Below are 16,525 nucleotides of genomic sequence, written 5' to 3' on the forward strand. Positions count from 1 at the left end.
AGCTATACCAACTAATTTTTTCTATCACATCGGCTAAATTTGCTTTACCACACAGATCAGAAAAGTCGCCTTAATAACTGAAGCTAATCATAATTAAATCCGGCATGTCGTACACAGTACAGAGCTGTGCATAATTCAAAGTCACGGATTAATTTTCTATCCGTTTTCTGAGCGCAGAAAGCAGCATCCAGAGGCAGAGTCAGATATGCTTCAGACAGTGGATAAGTCTGAGTATCCACATCGTGATCAGCAAAAGGAAAAACTATGAATATTCAGTTATTAATGACCGGAAATGAACTGATGAGCGGCGATATTATCGATTCGAATTCATCAATGATTGCCGATCATCTCCAGCCTCTGGGCATTACTGTCACTCGAAAAGTCACTGTCGGAGATAGCCTGAATACACTGATCGACGAGATTCGCTCTCTGAGTCAGAGTGCTGACTTACTGTTAGTTAACGGCGGGCTTGGCCCAACCCGGGATGATCTGACGGCAGAAGCGCTGGCCCGGGCCACAGGTACAGAACTGGTGGAAAATGCTATCGCACTGGAACACCTGACAACCTGGTGTGAAAAGCGTGGCGCCCAGCTGAATCAGGCCAATCTGAAACAGACGCTTCTTCCTGAAGGTTGTGAAGTTATCCCCAATCCCAGAGGCACTGCTGTCGGTTTTCAGATGTTGCTGAATAACAGCCTGGTAGTTTGTACCCCAGGTGTTCCCAGTGAACTGCGTGAAATGCTCAGGCAGACCATTATTCCTGCTTTAAACGATCAGGCTGACCCAGCTAAGGCCAGTACCAGAGACAGATTTCACGTTTTTGGTATTGGCGAATCCCGTTTACAGCAAATGATCACAGACCAGATTCCGGACTGGCCTGATGCACTGGAGCTGGGCTTCCGTGCCGGAGCACCTACTCTGGAAGTGAAGATTCAGAGTAAGAAGCAGGATGCGGAACTGCGTGAACATTATCTGGAAAAACTGCTAGCGGTTTTCCGTGACTCAATCACCAGTAGCGGTAATGATAGTCAGGCTCAGGCACTGGTTAGCCTGTTATCAGAACGGGGAAAGACCCTGACAACAGCAGAATCCTGTACAGGCGGACTGATCGCATCAATGATCACTTCTGTTGCCGGAGCATCGGCCGTGTTCGAAGCAGGATATGTCACCTACTCCAATCAACAGAAAACCCGTATGCTGGGCGTGTCGGAACAAACCCTGGAGCAACATGGCGCGGTCAGTGAACACACCGTCAGGGAGATGGCACAAGGCGCTCTGAAAGAAAGTGGAGCAGACTATGCTATTGCCGTATCAGGCATCGCCGGGCCTGATGGTGGCAGCGATGAAAAACCTGTGGGTACCGTCTGGCTGGCCTGGGGGGATTCATCATCCATTGAAGCAGCCCGACTCTACCTGCCCTATCCTCGTAAACTATTCCAGACAATGACTGCCGGAGCCGGTCTGGATCTGATCCGGCGTAAAGTGCTGGAGCTAAGTACCCATCCGGATTATTTAGTCGAGCGGGTACACCCCAGCTGGAAAGCCTGAACGAGTAGCCAGCATCTGCCGAAAGTCTGTCAGACACGCCAGAAACGTACCAGGAAAACACGGTCATGACACCCTTATGACGATATCCTCGTGACTATTGAGTCAGATCGTTTTTCGTTCCGATCCTTCAGACCTGTATCGCTAAATTTTCTATACTGAAGACAAGAAAGAAAAGGGAAGTACTGAAACGTAAAAAGACCTGATGCTGAGTAGCCGCAAGGCTCAGGAGGGTAAAACCATGTTAGCCTATCAGGATTGTGTTGGCCTCTGTGACCTGAATATCGATGAAGTCGCTGCCATTGCCGAACATGAACACCAGAACCCGATTATCGCTGCTGCTTTTGGCCGTTATTTGCTATGCCATAATGGTGAGCCCATGATCAGAAAAATGATCCTGGATGACATTGAACAGGCCGAACGTAAAAAAGACTACGCTCATGCTGAAGTGTTGCGCAAAACTCTGGCCCACTTTATAGCCTGCCACCCTGAGCATCAGCAGGTATAAAAGACTCATCGCAAGTATTAAAAGCCCGTTTCGACGGGCTTTTTTCATTCCGAATTACAATTGTTATATGAGCCATTGCTCCAGGCTATAAAAATACAGGAATTAACAAAAGATACATTTACAATAAACCTTTATTTTCTTATGGTATTAAGTGTGCAAAGCGAAAGAGAAAATTTCTTAATTTCCAGTACGTTGCTTTATTTCTTTCGGGGGAAATAAAGACTGAGAGATGGGATATGAAACCAAAGCTGGCACCATAAACTGTAATGAACATTAGCGCACAGGATGTGCGCTTTTTTTGTGCCTGTAAAAGCTTAACCAGCTGAATATCATAAAAAACTATGGTTTTCCCTGGTTATATTCTGTCGCGAAACTATTTACAGTCTGTCCATCCCGCTAGAACTCCTCGGGACCCTGTGATGGATCACAGACCAGGGAAGGATCCCTGCTCTATTCTCTCATGCCTCTGTGCTACCCGTCTTGTCTCCTTCCAGTTCAGAAGGCTTGCTAAGCAATACGTCAATCAGAATAAGTCACTGAAAAAATATCTCTGCCAGAAAGAAGCTCTGTTCTCTTGCCAGCGGCTGGAGAAAGCTGAAGTGCTTTTACTCAGAAATACAGGCTATTTTTTATCAGTCATTCACATCAGTCATAAAAAAACCGGCCTGAACCCAGGCCGGTTTTCTAAGACTCTGTCAGCTTAAAGCTAAAGCTTACAGTGCTTCAATCTTACCGTATTGCTCCTGCAGTTTTGCTACAGAGGCTTCAGCATTGGCCAACTTCTCACGCTCTTTCGCCACAACCGCTTCCGGTGCACTGGCAACAAACTTCTCGTTGCCCAGCTTACCACTGACACGACTGACTTCTTTCTGCAGCTTGTCCATCTCTTTCTTCAGACGGGCCAGCTCAGCGTCTTTATCAATCAGACCGGCCATAGGCACCAGCACTTCCATCTTACCGACCAGTTTAGTGGCAGACATCGGTGCTTCTTCGCCTTCTTCCAGCCAGGTGATTTCACTCAGCTTAGCCAGTTTGGTCAGCGCGACATAGTTCTCTTTCAGGCGACGGAAATCTTCGTCACTACCGTTCTGAATCAGTACCGGCAGCTCTTTACCCGGTGCGATATTCATCTCACCACGGATATTACGGATGCTGATGATCACCTGCTTCAGCCACTCGATGTCAGACTCAGCCGCTTCATCGATCAGCTCAGCCACAGGCTGTGGGAAGGTCTGCAGCATGATGGTATCACCTTCTTTACCAGCCAGGCCTTTTACGGACTGCCAGATCTCTTCAGTGATAAACGGCATCATAGGGTGCGCCAGACGCAGGATCGCTTCCAGTACACGTACCAGAGTACCGCGAGTACCACGACGCAGAGCAGCCAGTTGAGCTTTCTCTTCGTCAGTCTCACCTTCGTTTTCGTCCCACAGAACCGGCTTAGACAGTTCCAGATACCAGTCACAGTACTGGTTCCAGATAAAGTCGTACAGAGCCTGTGCAGCCAGGTCGAAACGATATTCGTCCATATGACGGGTTACAGTTTCTTCAGTACGCTGCAGGCTGCTGATAATCCAGCGATCTGCCAGTGAAAGAAGTACTTCGCCACCGTCCTGACCACAATCCTGACCTTCGGTATTGGTCAGTACATAACGGGCGGCGTTCCAGATCTTGTTACAGAAGTTACGGTAACCTTCCAGACGCTTCATATCCCAGTTGATATCACGACCGGTAGACGCCAGTGCTGCCAGAGTGAAACGCAGAGCATCGGTACCGTGTGCCGCAATACCCTCAGGGAACTGCTTCTCGGTACGTTTGCCGATCTTCTCTGCCAGCTGCGGCTGCATCATATTACCGGTACGTTTTTCCAGCAGATCTTTCAGATCAATACCGTCGATCATATCCAGAGGGTCCAGTACGTTACCCTTGGACTTGGACATCTTGTCGCCGCTTTCGTCACGGATCAGACCGGTAACATAAACGTTTTTGAACGGAACCTGAGGTTTGCCGTCTTCATCTTTACAGAAGTGCATGGTCATCATGATCATGCGCGCAACCCAGAAGAAGATGATGTCAAAACCGGTGACAAGAGTATCAGTTGGGTGGAACTGCTTCAGACGCTCAGTATCTTCCGGCCAGCCTAGAGTACCAAAGGTCCACAGTGCAGAACTGAACCAGGTATCCAGCACGTCATCGTCCTGACGCAGTTCCAGCTCCAGATCCAGGTTGTATTTCTCACGGGCAGCTTCGGCAGAAGCTGCCACATAAACATTGCCTTCGTTATCGTAGAATGCAGGAATACGGTGGCCCCACCACAGCTGACGGGAGATACACCAGTCCTGAATATCACGCATCCAGGCGAAGTACATGTTTTCATACTGCTGAGGTACAAACTTGATGTCGCCGTTTTCTACCGCTTCGATAGCTGGTTTAGCCAGAGTCTTCGCATCGCAGAACCACTGGTCGGTCAGCATCGGCTCGATCACCACCCCACCCCGGTCACCGTAAGGTACGGTCATGGCGTTTTCTTCGATCTTAACCAGCAGACCCGCCTCTTCCATATCCGCTACGATGGCTTTACGCGCCGCAAAACGCTCCATGCCACGGTATTTTTCAGGAATGAAAGTATCCATCTCGTCATTAACACTGCCGTCAGTGTTAAAGGTCTGCGCTGCTTCACGGATATCGGCGTTCAGCGTCAGGATATTTACCATCGGCAGGCCACAGCGCTTACCGACTTCGTTATCGTTGAAGTCGTGCGCCGGGGTGATCTTCACACAACCCGTGCCTTTTTCCATATCGGCGTGCTCGTCGCCGACGATAGGAATACGACGACCAACAAATGGCAGCTCAATAAACTTGCCAATCAGGTCTTTATAGCGCTCATCGTCCGGGTTCACTGCTACACCGGTATCACCCAGCATGGTTTCTGGACGGGTGGTACCAACCACGATGTGATCTTCACCAGCTGCAGTTTTTACGCCATCCGCCAGCGGATAACGCAGGTACCACATCTTGCCCTGCACTTCTTTATTTTCAACTTCCAGATCGGAAATTGCCGTGTGCAGTTTAGGGTCCCAGTTCACCAGACGCTTACCACGATAAATCAGGCCTTCGTCGTGCAGACGAATAAACACTTCCTGTACCGCTTTATAGAAACCGGTATCCATAGTGAAACGTTCATGGTCCCAGTCTACGGAGTTACCCAGACGACGCATCTGCTTAGTGATAGTGCCGCCGGACTCACCTTTCCATTCCCATACTTTTTCGATAAAAGCTTCACGGCCCAGATCGTAACGGCTCTCGCCCGTTTCAGCAGCCAGCTTACGCTCTACAACCATCTGCGTCGCGATACCGGCGTGGTCAGTACCCACTTGCCACAGTGTATTACGACCCTGCATACGACGGTAACGGGTCAGCGCATCCATGATAGTGTGCTGGAACGCATGGCCCATATGCAGGCTACCGGTGACGTTTGGCGGTGGAATCATGATGGAATAGGCTTCACCTTCACCGCTTGGGGTGAAGTATTTATTCTCTTCCCAGTGCTTATACCAGGCGCGTTCAATCGATTCAGGTTGGTAAGTTTTATCCATGAGGCTCAATACGTCACTTAATTAGATAAGCTAGCTGCCAGGAGGCCGAAGAGGCGAGGCCTGTTCTGGCGATATAGCGTCAACGGCTTGGGCAAATAGCAGAAAATGGGCTAAATATTCGGTCGATTATACATGGCTGGGGGGGTTGTGATAACCGGGTATCACCACAGGTTCAGGGAAATTAACGTCTCATATCGTGACGATTCAGCTGATACCCCCGCTGTTGATAAAAACGCCAGTCATTACGCTTCGCTTGTAGCAGCTGTTCTTGCTGCCAGACAATCTCAGCAACCCGTTCAAAGCGACTGAAATGATCCGGCACATGATCACACAGGTTAATCATGACATCATGATGCTGACCACAATGGCTGTCAAACCCAATAGCAACCGGAACAGAGTCCACCTTGTCATCATCGATCAGAAAATGCGGAATAAAGCTGTCAGGACGAAACTGCCACAGTAACTGATCCAGATGTTCAGCCTGAGCTTTATCTCTGGCCTGAATAAAGACCTGATGGCCTTTCTGCCAGGCTTTCTCGGTCAATCGGCAGGCAAACAACAATTGCTTCTCCTGCTCTGAGGCAGGAAGAATATAAAAATCAACCTGAGTCATATTTTATTTACCTGAAGACGGGGCATGAAGGATATATTCCTGAGGATCATCTCTGTCGAACAAGCCGATCTGATCAATTTATAATCCGTTAACGTGCTTTGATTGCCAGCATAGAAGCAAAATTCAGATACTGGAACCAGACAGAGCTCTGGGCAAAGCCTGCGGCGTCAAAACGCTGTTGATGCGTGGTAAAACTCTCAGCTTGCAGAAAGTTCTCCAGGGCTGCCCGCTTCTGACTGATTTCCAGCTCGCTATAACCATTAGCACGCTTAAAATCCAGGTGCAGGTCAAACAGCGTATCCTGCTGTTCAGCCTGTTCAAAGCGTACCTTTTCAGATAAGACCAGTACACCACCAGGTGCTAGTCCCGACAGAATTTTTTTCAGCAGAGGTAAACGGTTTTCTACAGGCAAAAACTGAAAAGTAAAATTCAGAATAACCACCGAGGCATTTTCAATTGGGTATTCACAGATATCAGCACATTCCAGCTGGATATGCCGACGTTCTCCCGATGACATTCTGGCTTCCTGATCCAGCACCTGCTGGCAGCGTTCAATCATCGCCGGAGAGTTATCCAGTGCGATAATTTCCAGGCTGGCATCTTCGATCTGATGACATACGGATAAAGTACTGGCACCAAGGGAACATCCCAGATCATAAATTCGGGTACCGGGTTGCCAGTAGCGACTCGCGATGACACCGGTCATGCCTATCATATTACTGTAACCCGGTACGGAACGCTTAATCATATCCGGGAAAACCTGAACCACCTGGTCATCAAAAGAAAAAGTTGCGACCTTATCCAGCGGATTCGCAAAAATGGCATCTTTCTGGTTTTCTTTCATGGTATTCTCAATGCTTGCCCGAAAACGGACTGATCAATTAAGGTATCAGGATGATAATCAGAGACTTACGCTTCCGGTTCAGATGAAGTATATAACCCAGTAATCATAAGACTCTTGCTGACCAGACACAGAACTTGCCCGTTTCAGCAATACGCTCACAATTACCAAACACAGCTTCAATCAGGTCAGGATATTTCAGAAACCGGTTAGCGACAATACGCAGCTCACCACCCCGGTTCAGATGCTTTTTCGCCTGACTGATAAACGCTTCTGTTGGCGCATAATCTGTTTTCAAGCCTGTGTGAAAAGGTGGATTGGAAATCACCAGATCAAAGCGCCCCTCAATATCCTGCCACATGTCAGAGGGCTGAACACTCGCGGTTAAATGATTATGCTCAAGCCCCATACGGGTCGCTTCTGTTGCCATAGCACTAACGTCACAGGCTGTCAGCTCCAGCTCTGGCTGACGCTGCAGAAGACTCATGGCAATGACACCACACCCGCACCCCATATCCAGTGCTTTCGGTATACGCCCCACTGAGGGTCTGACTTTGGGCAGATGCTGCAACAACAACAGAGTTCCTTCATCCAGGCGACCATGGCTGAACACTCCGGGCAGACTGATCAACTCCAGCTCATTAGCAGAAAAGGGCGTATCGGCTGCGGCAAAAGCATCAGACAGCAGCCAGTTCTGTTGCCAGTCAGCCAGATTAAATTCAGGCACTTTATCCACAACCACCTGCATTGATAACAGCAGAGATTTTTTCGCCTTGTCATGCTTTACCACATTATCAGTAAAAGGCATCAGCAATTTATCGGCCGACTTAATGCCACCGTTATTTTCACCCACCAGCCAGAAAGTCCCGGCAGGTTTCAATACTCTGACCAATTGGGCAATAAGAAAGCGGGCCTGTTCTTTTGCTTTAGGCATATAAAGCACGACCTGATCAAATTGCTCTGTGGATTCACTCTGTAACACCGCATGAAATAAAGGCTCAGCCTGAACAGAGGACCCCAGAGAGCGGAAGCTGCGCCAGTCATCTGTCAGCACCATCGCTTTCTCAGATAATCTCAACTGATTCAATATGCCGTCATCTGGCACATGAGCAAATAACACTCGTCCGTTAAGGTCACTCTGGTTACGCAGGATCAGTTCACTGGCAGGCGATAAAGACATAAACTCTCTCTGAAATCAGGCTTGTGGATAATATATGCAGACCTTAGGGTCTGTGCGCTTGTGGATAAATTATTCTGCCTTACGGGCAATCACATGAATATAACGTCCCAGACGCCAGTACGGTTCCTGATGGCAGTAACGCCACTCCAGTTCCAGCACCTTATCCATGTCAGCCTGATCGGGTTCTTTATCCCTGAGATAATCACTGAAAACGCGAATACCCGCCACTGAAATAATTTCAAGCCCCTGGTCTGCTAAGCCTTTCAGCACAGTATCCGGGTCCTGCGGACTAATGGGCGTCAGACGTAAACGCTGCCCGGTACCATCCAGAGTATCTCTCAGGGCTTTATCGTAATTACCTTTAACAATATTACTGAGACGTAAACCATGTTCGTTAAAGAACATTAACGACAACCATCCACCTGGATTTATCATAGCATTCAGATAAGACAGTGCTTTTTCCGGTTCATGCAGCCACTCAAGTACAGCATGACAAACCACCAGATCGGCTGGAGGCAGCTGTTCCGTAATCTGCTGTAAACGCAGATTATGCACTTGCACCGGATAGTGATAGTTGTTCTGGCTCTGCTGATGATCAAACAATGCTGAAGCTTCTGCCCGCATATCATCAGCAGGCTCAGTAAAACAGACCTGATGACCTTGTTGTGCAAGCCAGTCAGACATCTGTCCCAGTCCGCCACCGACATCCATTACAGAAATCGTAGCGTGCTCAGATACTGTGCCCGTTTCATTCAATCCCGGTATCTGTTGTAAATCCTGGAAAAGAATCTGCTGACGTAACCAGCCCTTGGATGTGCCATACACATTCCGTCGGAACTTTTCCGCCAGACCATCAAAAATCTTATCGGTAGTAATTTTAGGACGAGGGGCAGCCAAAAGAGCCTCATATTCAGTATCAGACCAGAGGCGAGGGATATTACTGCATAATACAGATACAGAAAAGCAGGAGATTGGGAAGGAGTAAAAAATGAACAAAAAGAAAATTTATGAAGCTCAGAAACGCGAAAACGCCAACCTGAAGGTTAGCGTTTTCAAACGTAAAGTCTTCTAACTGAAAATCAGATTAGAAGTCTACACGCCAGCTTACAGCGATCTGATCAGCATTACCTGCATCTTCTGCGTCGTCGTCAAAAGCAACAACTGTAGCAGCTACACGAGACTTAGCACCCAGCTTGTACTGAACTTCAGCAGCAACCTGGTTACCATTGTCATCGTCGAAATCTACGAAGTTAGCCAGTACTGTTGCTTTACCCAGAGAGTAAGAGCCAGCAACTTCGAAAGTTTCAGTATCAGCGATACCATTGTCAGTCATCTCGAAAGCAACATTCAGAGGACCCTGTTCGTAACCTACTGCGAATGCAGTGTAGTTCTCGTCGATGTTACCCTGGTACATGATAGAAGACAGACCTACAGAGAAACCGCCCATTGCATAGTGAGCAGCCAGGTTGTATGCGTCTACGCCATCTTCAGTAGTGTTAGCTTCAACTTCACCACCTGCACGAGCAACCAGAACTGCTGCCAGCTGCAGACCGCTCAGGTCAGGAGTGATGTATGCTACAGTGTTACCCTGACGGCCAGCCAGTGCATAGCTGTGAGTAGGGTTAGAACCGAAGTCCAGCAGGTCAACTTTAGCAGAAGTCCACAGGTACTGAGGAGTCCACTGACGACCTGCAGTTACTGTACCGAAGTCACCAGTAGCACCGATGTATGCCAGACGACCTTTACCGCTTGGTGAAGAACCGAAATCACCAGACTCAGTGTTTACGTAAGTTTCGAAACGAACGATACCAGTGATACCACCGTCCAGCTGAGTAGATGCTTTAATACCAATACGTGAAGAGTTATCAGCTACATCCAGCTCACCGTTGTCAGTGTCAACAACTGCAACACGCAGGGAACCATACAGGTCGTAATCTACTTCTGCTGCCTGAGCAACAGCCGTGAAGCTCATAGCACCAGCGATAGCGGTAGCAATCAGAGTCTTTTTCATTTGTTAATTTCCTTTCTCTACTCAATCGCTCTGCAATAATGCAGAAAATTTTCGGTTGGCCAGCCAGGTCAACTAGCCACCCATAAACCGTTATTGTTTCAATCGCAGGAGCTACTTTAAACATCCTGCGCGCGCATGGCAATAGTCAAATCAGCCCTTTTTTACATGAATTTACTGACTTTTGATTTATATTAGGTATCCGATCAATACTACTGACCAGAACGCCTATCAATCGGATTGCGCTGAAAGTGCTTATTTTATGCAGAAAACCCCATTTATTAAAACTATCGAATAAAATACTGGTTACGTTTCTGAGGTATCCGACAGTCAATGGCAAAGTTCACAACTATTTCGTAATTTTTTGTGCCCAGTCAAACATCAGCTGTAAATTACTGCGTCCCCGGAAGTGATTCATGTTCATTTGAAACACAGCTGTCACATAATCCCCCTCAGAAAAGTCAATAGTCTGACCAGCGGCTAACGCTTTGAACCAGATTGCACGAAAACTGAAACGCTGGCATTCGCTACTCAGCAACAGTTGCAGATGGGTCTGATCAGCCCCGATCACTCTGAGCTGCTCAACCAGAAAAACAGCACTGAAGCTGGCCGGATCAAATTCTCTGCCATAGGGTTGCAGTTGTTGCAGTTCCGACCATGCCTTTTCATTGATCTGCTCTGGTAATAGTTCACCATCGGTCAGTATGACAGGCCCAAGAGAATCATTTTGTAACTGCTCTTTTACCGCCAGGTGAAAGAGTTCGGTAAAATCCTGATAACGATGACGATATATAGTCAGTCCCGCTGCGCCTCGGTGCCCCCCGAATTTCACAAGCACATCAGGGTCTCTGTCATCAATCCACTGTATGGCATTACGAATATGAACCTGATCCACACTTCGGGCAGAACCAGTCATGTGGTCTGGATTAATGGCTGGACACAGTACCACAGAAGGTCGACCCGTTTTCTGAGTCACCCGAGAAGAGACAATCCCCTGCACACCGGGATGACCATCATCTAAATAGACTGCCAGCCCATCTAATCCCCTATCAGCCTGAGCAGCTGCCAGTTTCTGGGCCTGCTGTGTCATCGTCTGCTCAATCTGCTTTCTGTCTTCATTATCCTGATCCAGAACAGCCAGATATTGCTCAGCCAGATAGTCCTGACTGGCCAGAATAAAGTGCAGTGCAGCATAAGGATCATCAAGCCGCCCACGGGCATTAATTCTTGGCCCCAACTGATAACCCAGCACATCAGAGGTGAACATTTCCCCTTCTTTTTTCAAAAGTTTACGCACAGCACGCCAGCATGGCTGATCAAACCGATTAATCAGTTCCAGACCTGTTTTTACCACAGCTCGATTAATTGCACTGTCTCCCAGGGACACACAGTCAGCGACCGTTCCCAGAGCCACATAGGACAATAACCCTCCCAGCTTCGGAGTATCCACTGGCAAACACTGCTGATCCACCAGAGTGTTACGCACTGCCGACATAATCAGCCAGGCAACCATACATCCGGCAATCGTTGAATCAGGATAGTCACATCCAGGCTGAGTAGGATTCACAATGGCATAGGCCGATACCGGCACACCCTCAGCAGGCAAAGCGTGGTGATCTGTGACAATAACGTCTATTCCAGACTGCTTCAGAAGTGCAATCCGCGCCTCATCACTGGAGCCACAATCCGCAGTAATGATCAGATCAGGGAGCACATCCTGCTGCAGAATACGGGCAACCAGCCCGGCACTGACACCATAACCATCATTCAGACGATGGCCAATCAGGCTCTGGATTTTGCCTGCAGGATGAGAACAAATTTCTGTCAGCGCCCGATACATCACTGCATGGGAGGTAATACCATCAACATCGTAATCAGTCAGTACACCAATAATCTGTCCCTGCTGTATCGCCCTTGCAATCCGTTCTGCTGCGACTCTGGCATCTTTTAACTGCTCAGGTGATGCCAGATTCCTGAGTGTCGGAGAGAGAATGGCGTTAAGATTCTGATCACTTCGTTTAAGGCGACCTGCAAGTACTCTTGCCAGCAAGGGGGAGACACCCAGGGCCTCAGCTTGTTCAAGAATAGCAGGATTCAGTTCTCGGGCTCTTATTTCAGGGATCATTACAACTCCGGACTGGCGTTAATAAAGCAAGGGAAAACAAATCAAAAAAGGAGCCGGGGCTCCTTTTTCTGATCTGTAGCAGATTGCCGTTTTACCTGAATCCAGGCCAGATGAACTTAGCGCTTATTCTGCACAACAAACTGCTGAATGGCATCTGCATCGGCAGGCAATACGCTATAGCGCTCTTCACGCTCCAGCAGATCGGCCATATGCGGAGGCAGAGGCGCGCCTTTAAAGCCCGCTTTGACAATCGCATCTTCGAACTTCGCAGGGTGCGCCGTCGATAGCGTGATCATGGGTACGGACTTATCGCGGTTGCAGGCTTCTGCCGCGCGATAACCCGTTGCAGTATGAGGGTCCAGTAGCTCACCGGTGCGCTCAAAGGCTTCTTTGATCACTTCGATGGTGGTGTCATCATCCACACTCAGACTGTCGAACAGCTCACGGGCTTTATCCCAACGGGCCTGATCCAGCTGTACCGGCTCATTGTTAAAGCGGTTCAGCAGATCTTCAACCGCAGCACCGTCGTTGTCATACAGATCAAACAGCAGACGTTCGAAGTTACTGGATACCACGATATCCATACTTGGCGACAGCGTGTGCAGCAGCGGCTGCTTGCTGAAATCATTTTTGCTGATCACACGGTGCAAGATATCGTTCGCGTTAGTGGCAACCACAAACTGATTCACTGGCAGGCCCATTTTGTACGCCATATAACCGGCAAAGATATCACCGAAGTTGGCAGATGGTACACTGAACGACACCTTGCGATGTGGTGCGCCCACAGCCACAGCAGAAACGAAATAGTAAACGATCTGAGCCATAATACGCGCCCAGTTGATCGAGTTCACTGCCACCAGGCGGGTGTTACCGCCCAGGAAGCCCTGGTTGTTAAAGCTGGCTTTAACAATCGCCTGACAGTCGTCGAAGTTACCCTCTACTGCGATGTTAAATACGTTGTCTGCCAGGACGGTGGTCATCTGACGACGCTGTACTTCAGATACACGGTTGTGTGGATGCAGGATAAAGATATCCACATGCTCACACGGCTTACAACCTTCAATCGCCGCAGAACCGGTATCACCGGAGGTTGCGCCCATGATAACGGCGTGTTCGTTACGCTTACCCAGGAAATGATCCAGCAGACGACCCAGCATCTGCAGCGCCACATCTTTAAACGCCAGCGTAGGGCCGTGGAACAGCTCTAATAGATAGTGATTGCTATCCAGTTGTTTCAGAGGTGTTACCGCATCATGTTTGAAGGTACCGTAGGTATCTTCGATCATGGCCTTCAGCTTATCGGCCGGGATCTCATCACCGATAAAGGCCTGCATCACCTTAAAGGCGATCTCGGTATAAGGCAGACCGGCCCAGGAAGCGATCTCTTCAGCAGAGAACTGAGGGATATTTTCAGGTACATACAGGCCACCGTCACTGGCCAGACCGGTAAGTACAACGTCTTCAAAGTTCAGAGCGGGCGCTTGGCCACGGGTACTGATATAACGCACGATTTTTCTCGTCTATTTATCTGGGATCAGGCGCTGCACGTATCATCCTGAAAGAAGCTATCTGTTTAAAAGAAGCTACTTAAAGGAGAACCGGTTCTATTACCGGTCTTGCAAAACACCCAATCAAAGCAGGATGCCTGATGGTGCTATTTAATCAATATAAGTAACATCGTCAGGCTTGATCTCTTAACAGGGGGCAGCAGGCAATCACCTTAGCGCCCCTGTATTACGGACTCAGTAAGACTTAGTCCAGGCTTTCTACGCGGATACGTACCACTTCACTGCAGATATCCACCAGAGACTCGATCTCACGAATCGCCTCATTCATCAGTTTTTCCTGAGCGTTATGTGTCAGCAGGATAATAGGTACCATTTCGCTCTCTTTATCCTCTTTCTGGATAATCGCTTCAATGCTGATACCTTTTTCACTCAGAATACTGGCAACACGGGCCAGCACACCAGGACGATCTACCGCATGCAGCCGCAAGTAGTAAGCCGTTTCCACGTCTTCCATTGGCAGGATGCCAGAATCTTCATCCAGAGACTCTTCGGTGAACGCCAATGGTGGAACTCGCTCACCATATTCAGTATTCATGGTGCGGGCGACATCGACAATATCTGCGATCACAGAAGAAGCCGTTGGCTCAGCACCGGCACCCGGACCGTAGTACATGGTTGGGCCTACCGCATCACCCTGTACCATGACCGCATTCAGTACGCCGTGTACGTTAGCGATCAGACGATCTTTAGGGATCAGTGTCGGGTGCACACGCAACTCCACACCTTTATCGGTGCGGCGGGCAATACCCAGATGCTTGATGATATAGCCCAGTTCATCGGCCTGTTCAATATCCAGTGGTGTGATCTTACTGATGCCTTCGGTATAGGCTTTATCAAACTGCAGCGGAATACCAAATGCCACAGAGCTCAGAATAGTCAGCTTATGTGCTGCATCAATGCCTTCCACGTCAAAGGTCGGGTCTGCTTCTGCGTAACCAAGCTCCTGAGCTTCTTGCAATACATCGGCAAAGTCACGACCATAATCACGCATCTGCGTCATGATGTAGTTGCCAGTACCGTTGATGATACCCGCCAGCCAGTTGATCTTATTCGCAGTCAGACCTTCACGTATCCCCTTGATCACAGGGATACCTCCCGCAACTGCCGCTTCATAAGCGACAACCACGCCTTGTTCACGGGCCGCAGCAAAAATCTCGTTACCATGTACTGCGATCAGGGCTTTGTTCGCAGTGACAACATGCTTGCCATTTTCAATTGCTTTCAGTACCAGCTCACGCGCGATGTCGTAGCCACCAATCAATTCAACAACCACGTCAATTTCCGGGTTGTTTACCACATCAAAAATATCACGGGTAATGTTAATGCCTGTTGTATCACAGTCCGGATTGTCACGACGGGCACCAATCTGCTCAACAATAATCGGGCGACCAGTACGACGGGTAATCTCTTCTGCGTTACGACGCAATACATTTACAGTACCGCTACCAACAGTACCTAATCCACACACACCCACTTTTACCGGTTTCAACACATTAACCCTCTTGCATATTTCCTGTGGTTATATTGTTGCTGCATCAGCAGCGTACAGCGCGGCAGAGATGCTGCAGCATCTCCGGAAAAGCCACTCATATTAGCCTGTTTTTGTGCCAAGAAAAACCTGCGTAAACCGCTGAAGCAATGGCTTTACCTAAAACAGAAGAAAATATCAGCAACCACTCATTATCCGAAAGATACAAATAAATAAAGCCCATGCTCTGATAAATATAACGGAACACAGGCTTTATTTATGTATAAAACACACTTCAGCTCAGCAATAATTCCTGAACAGAAGTTAAAAATCAGATATTCAGCGCGCCGGCGATACGTGCAGCAGGCATATAACCTGGCAGCAAACGTCCATCATCCAGAAAAATAGCCGGTGTTCCCTGGACACCCAGCTTCTGTCCAAGACGATATTGCTCAGCGATTGGGTTATCACACCGCTTATCTTCGATGGATTCCCCTCGTTTCGCTTTAGTCATTGCATCTAACTGATTTTCAGCACACCAGGCCGATACCATAGTGTAATAAGATCCGGACCCGATGCCCGCACGAGGGAAGCCCAGATACCTGACAGTAATACCCATTTTGTTCAGTTCAGGCACTTCCTGATGCAGCTTGCGGCAATAAGCGCAATCAATATCAGTAAAAACGGTGATCTGCCCTTTTTCATCGCCTTCCGCCGGGAAGACAATCATCTTATCTTCGTCCAGGCTGGCCATCTGCTCAGCCCTTGCTGTCATACGTCGTTCTTCTGTCAGATTTTTGAATCCCTGATCAGCAATCTGGTAAAGATCTCCGGAAAACAGATACTGTCCGTCTTCTGTAGCATACAGAATTTCACCACTGGTCAGCTCAACTTCATAAAATGCTGGCACACTGGCTTTACGTATTTCACTGACAGGAATATCTGGACCTGCACCTTTAAGTTTTTTCAGAATCACATCTTCCGGATTTTCAGCCCAGGAAGCCGCTGACAGCATCAGTCCCGCACCGAACAATAAACCAGTAGTAACGTGTTTCAGTAATTTCATAAATACA

The 16,525-nt window shown here is 48.4% G+C and carries 12 protein-coding genes; 2 read left to right on the top strand and 10 right to left on the bottom strand.

Annotated features, from left to right (window positions below):
* Positions 1 to 264: 264 nt before the first annotated feature.
* Both H4O21_RS01425 and H4O21_RS01430 read left to right on the top strand, forming a co-directional pair.
* Positions 265 to 1,548 carry a CinA family nicotinamide mononucleotide deamidase-related protein gene (locus H4O21_RS01425; protein WP_182807047.1) on the top strand — a complete coding sequence of 428 codons (1,284 nt, stop codon included), beginning with the start codon at positions 265 to 267 and terminating at the stop codon, positions 1,546 to 1,548.
* 238 nt (positions 1,549 to 1,786) lie between these two features.
* A complete protein-coding gene (locus tag H4O21_RS01430) occupies positions 1,787 to 2,053 on the top strand; it encodes a hypothetical protein (RefSeq protein WP_182807048.1) in 267 nt (88 codons plus the stop codon).
* Positions 2,054 to 2,766: 713 nt separating this feature from the next.
* On the opposite strand, the gene H4O21_RS01435 is transcribed toward H4O21_RS01430, so the two are convergent.
* From H4O21_RS01435 to H4O21_RS01480, 10 genes are all read right to left on the bottom strand, one after another.
* Positions 2,767 to 5,649, bottom strand: a complete 2,883-nt coding sequence (locus tag H4O21_RS01435; RefSeq protein ID WP_182807049.1) for a valine--tRNA ligase — start codon at positions 5,647 to 5,649, stop codon at positions 2,767 to 2,769.
* A 181-nt stretch (positions 5,650 to 5,830) separates the two neighbouring features.
* Positions 5,831 to 6,262 (bottom strand): DNA polymerase III subunit chi, encoded by a 432-nt coding sequence (locus H4O21_RS01440; RefSeq protein ID WP_182807050.1) that lies wholly within the window; start codon positions 6,260 to 6,262, stop codon positions 5,831 to 5,833.
* Positions 6,263 to 6,350: 88 nt separating this feature from the next.
* Complete coding sequence (cmoA, locus tag H4O21_RS01445) at positions 6,351 to 7,106, bottom strand: carboxy-S-adenosyl-L-methionine synthase CmoA (RefSeq protein ID WP_182807051.1); 756 nt, start codon at positions 7,104 to 7,106, stop codon at positions 6,351 to 6,353.
* Between the two features lie 103 nt (positions 7,107 to 7,209).
* A complete protein-coding gene (locus H4O21_RS01450) occupies positions 7,210 to 8,283 on the bottom strand; it encodes a methyltransferase (RefSeq protein ID WP_182807052.1) in 1,074 nt (357 codons plus the stop codon).
* A gap of 69 nt (positions 8,284 to 8,352) precedes the next feature.
* A complete protein-coding gene (locus H4O21_RS01455; protein WP_182807053.1) occupies positions 8,353 to 9,180 on the bottom strand; it encodes a methyltransferase domain-containing protein in 828 nt (275 codons plus the stop codon).
* A gap of 187 nt (positions 9,181 to 9,367) precedes the next feature.
* Positions 9,368 to 10,294 (bottom strand): porin, encoded by a 927-nt coding sequence (locus H4O21_RS01460; protein ID WP_182807054.1) that lies wholly within the window; start codon positions 10,292 to 10,294, stop codon positions 9,368 to 9,370.
* A 346-nt stretch (positions 10,295 to 10,640) separates the two neighbouring features.
* Complete coding sequence (gene recJ, locus H4O21_RS01465; RefSeq protein WP_182807055.1) at positions 10,641 to 12,416, bottom strand: single-stranded-DNA-specific exonuclease RecJ; 1,776 nt, start codon at positions 12,414 to 12,416, stop codon at positions 10,641 to 10,643.
* A gap of 116 nt (positions 12,417 to 12,532) precedes the next feature.
* A complete protein-coding gene (thrC, locus tag H4O21_RS01470) occupies positions 12,533 to 13,924 on the bottom strand; it encodes a threonine synthase (RefSeq protein WP_182807056.1) in 1,392 nt (463 codons plus the stop codon).
* A gap of 244 nt (positions 13,925 to 14,168) precedes the next feature.
* On the bottom strand, positions 14,169 to 15,473 hold the full coding sequence (locus H4O21_RS01475; protein WP_182807106.1) for a homoserine dehydrogenase: 1,305 nt from the start codon (positions 15,471 to 15,473) through the stop codon (positions 14,169 to 14,171).
* A 310-nt stretch (positions 15,474 to 15,783) separates the two neighbouring features.
* Entirely contained in the window at positions 15,784 to 16,518 is a 735-nt protein-coding gene (locus H4O21_RS01480; protein ID WP_182807057.1) for a DsbC family protein, read from the bottom strand.
* Between the last annotated feature and the right edge of the window lie 7 nt (positions 16,519 to 16,525).

The organism is Oceanospirillum sediminis (genome assembly GCF_014164585.1).
Taxonomy (GTDB): domain Bacteria; phylum Pseudomonadota; class Gammaproteobacteria; order Pseudomonadales; family Halomonadaceae; genus Oceanospirillum; species Oceanospirillum sediminis.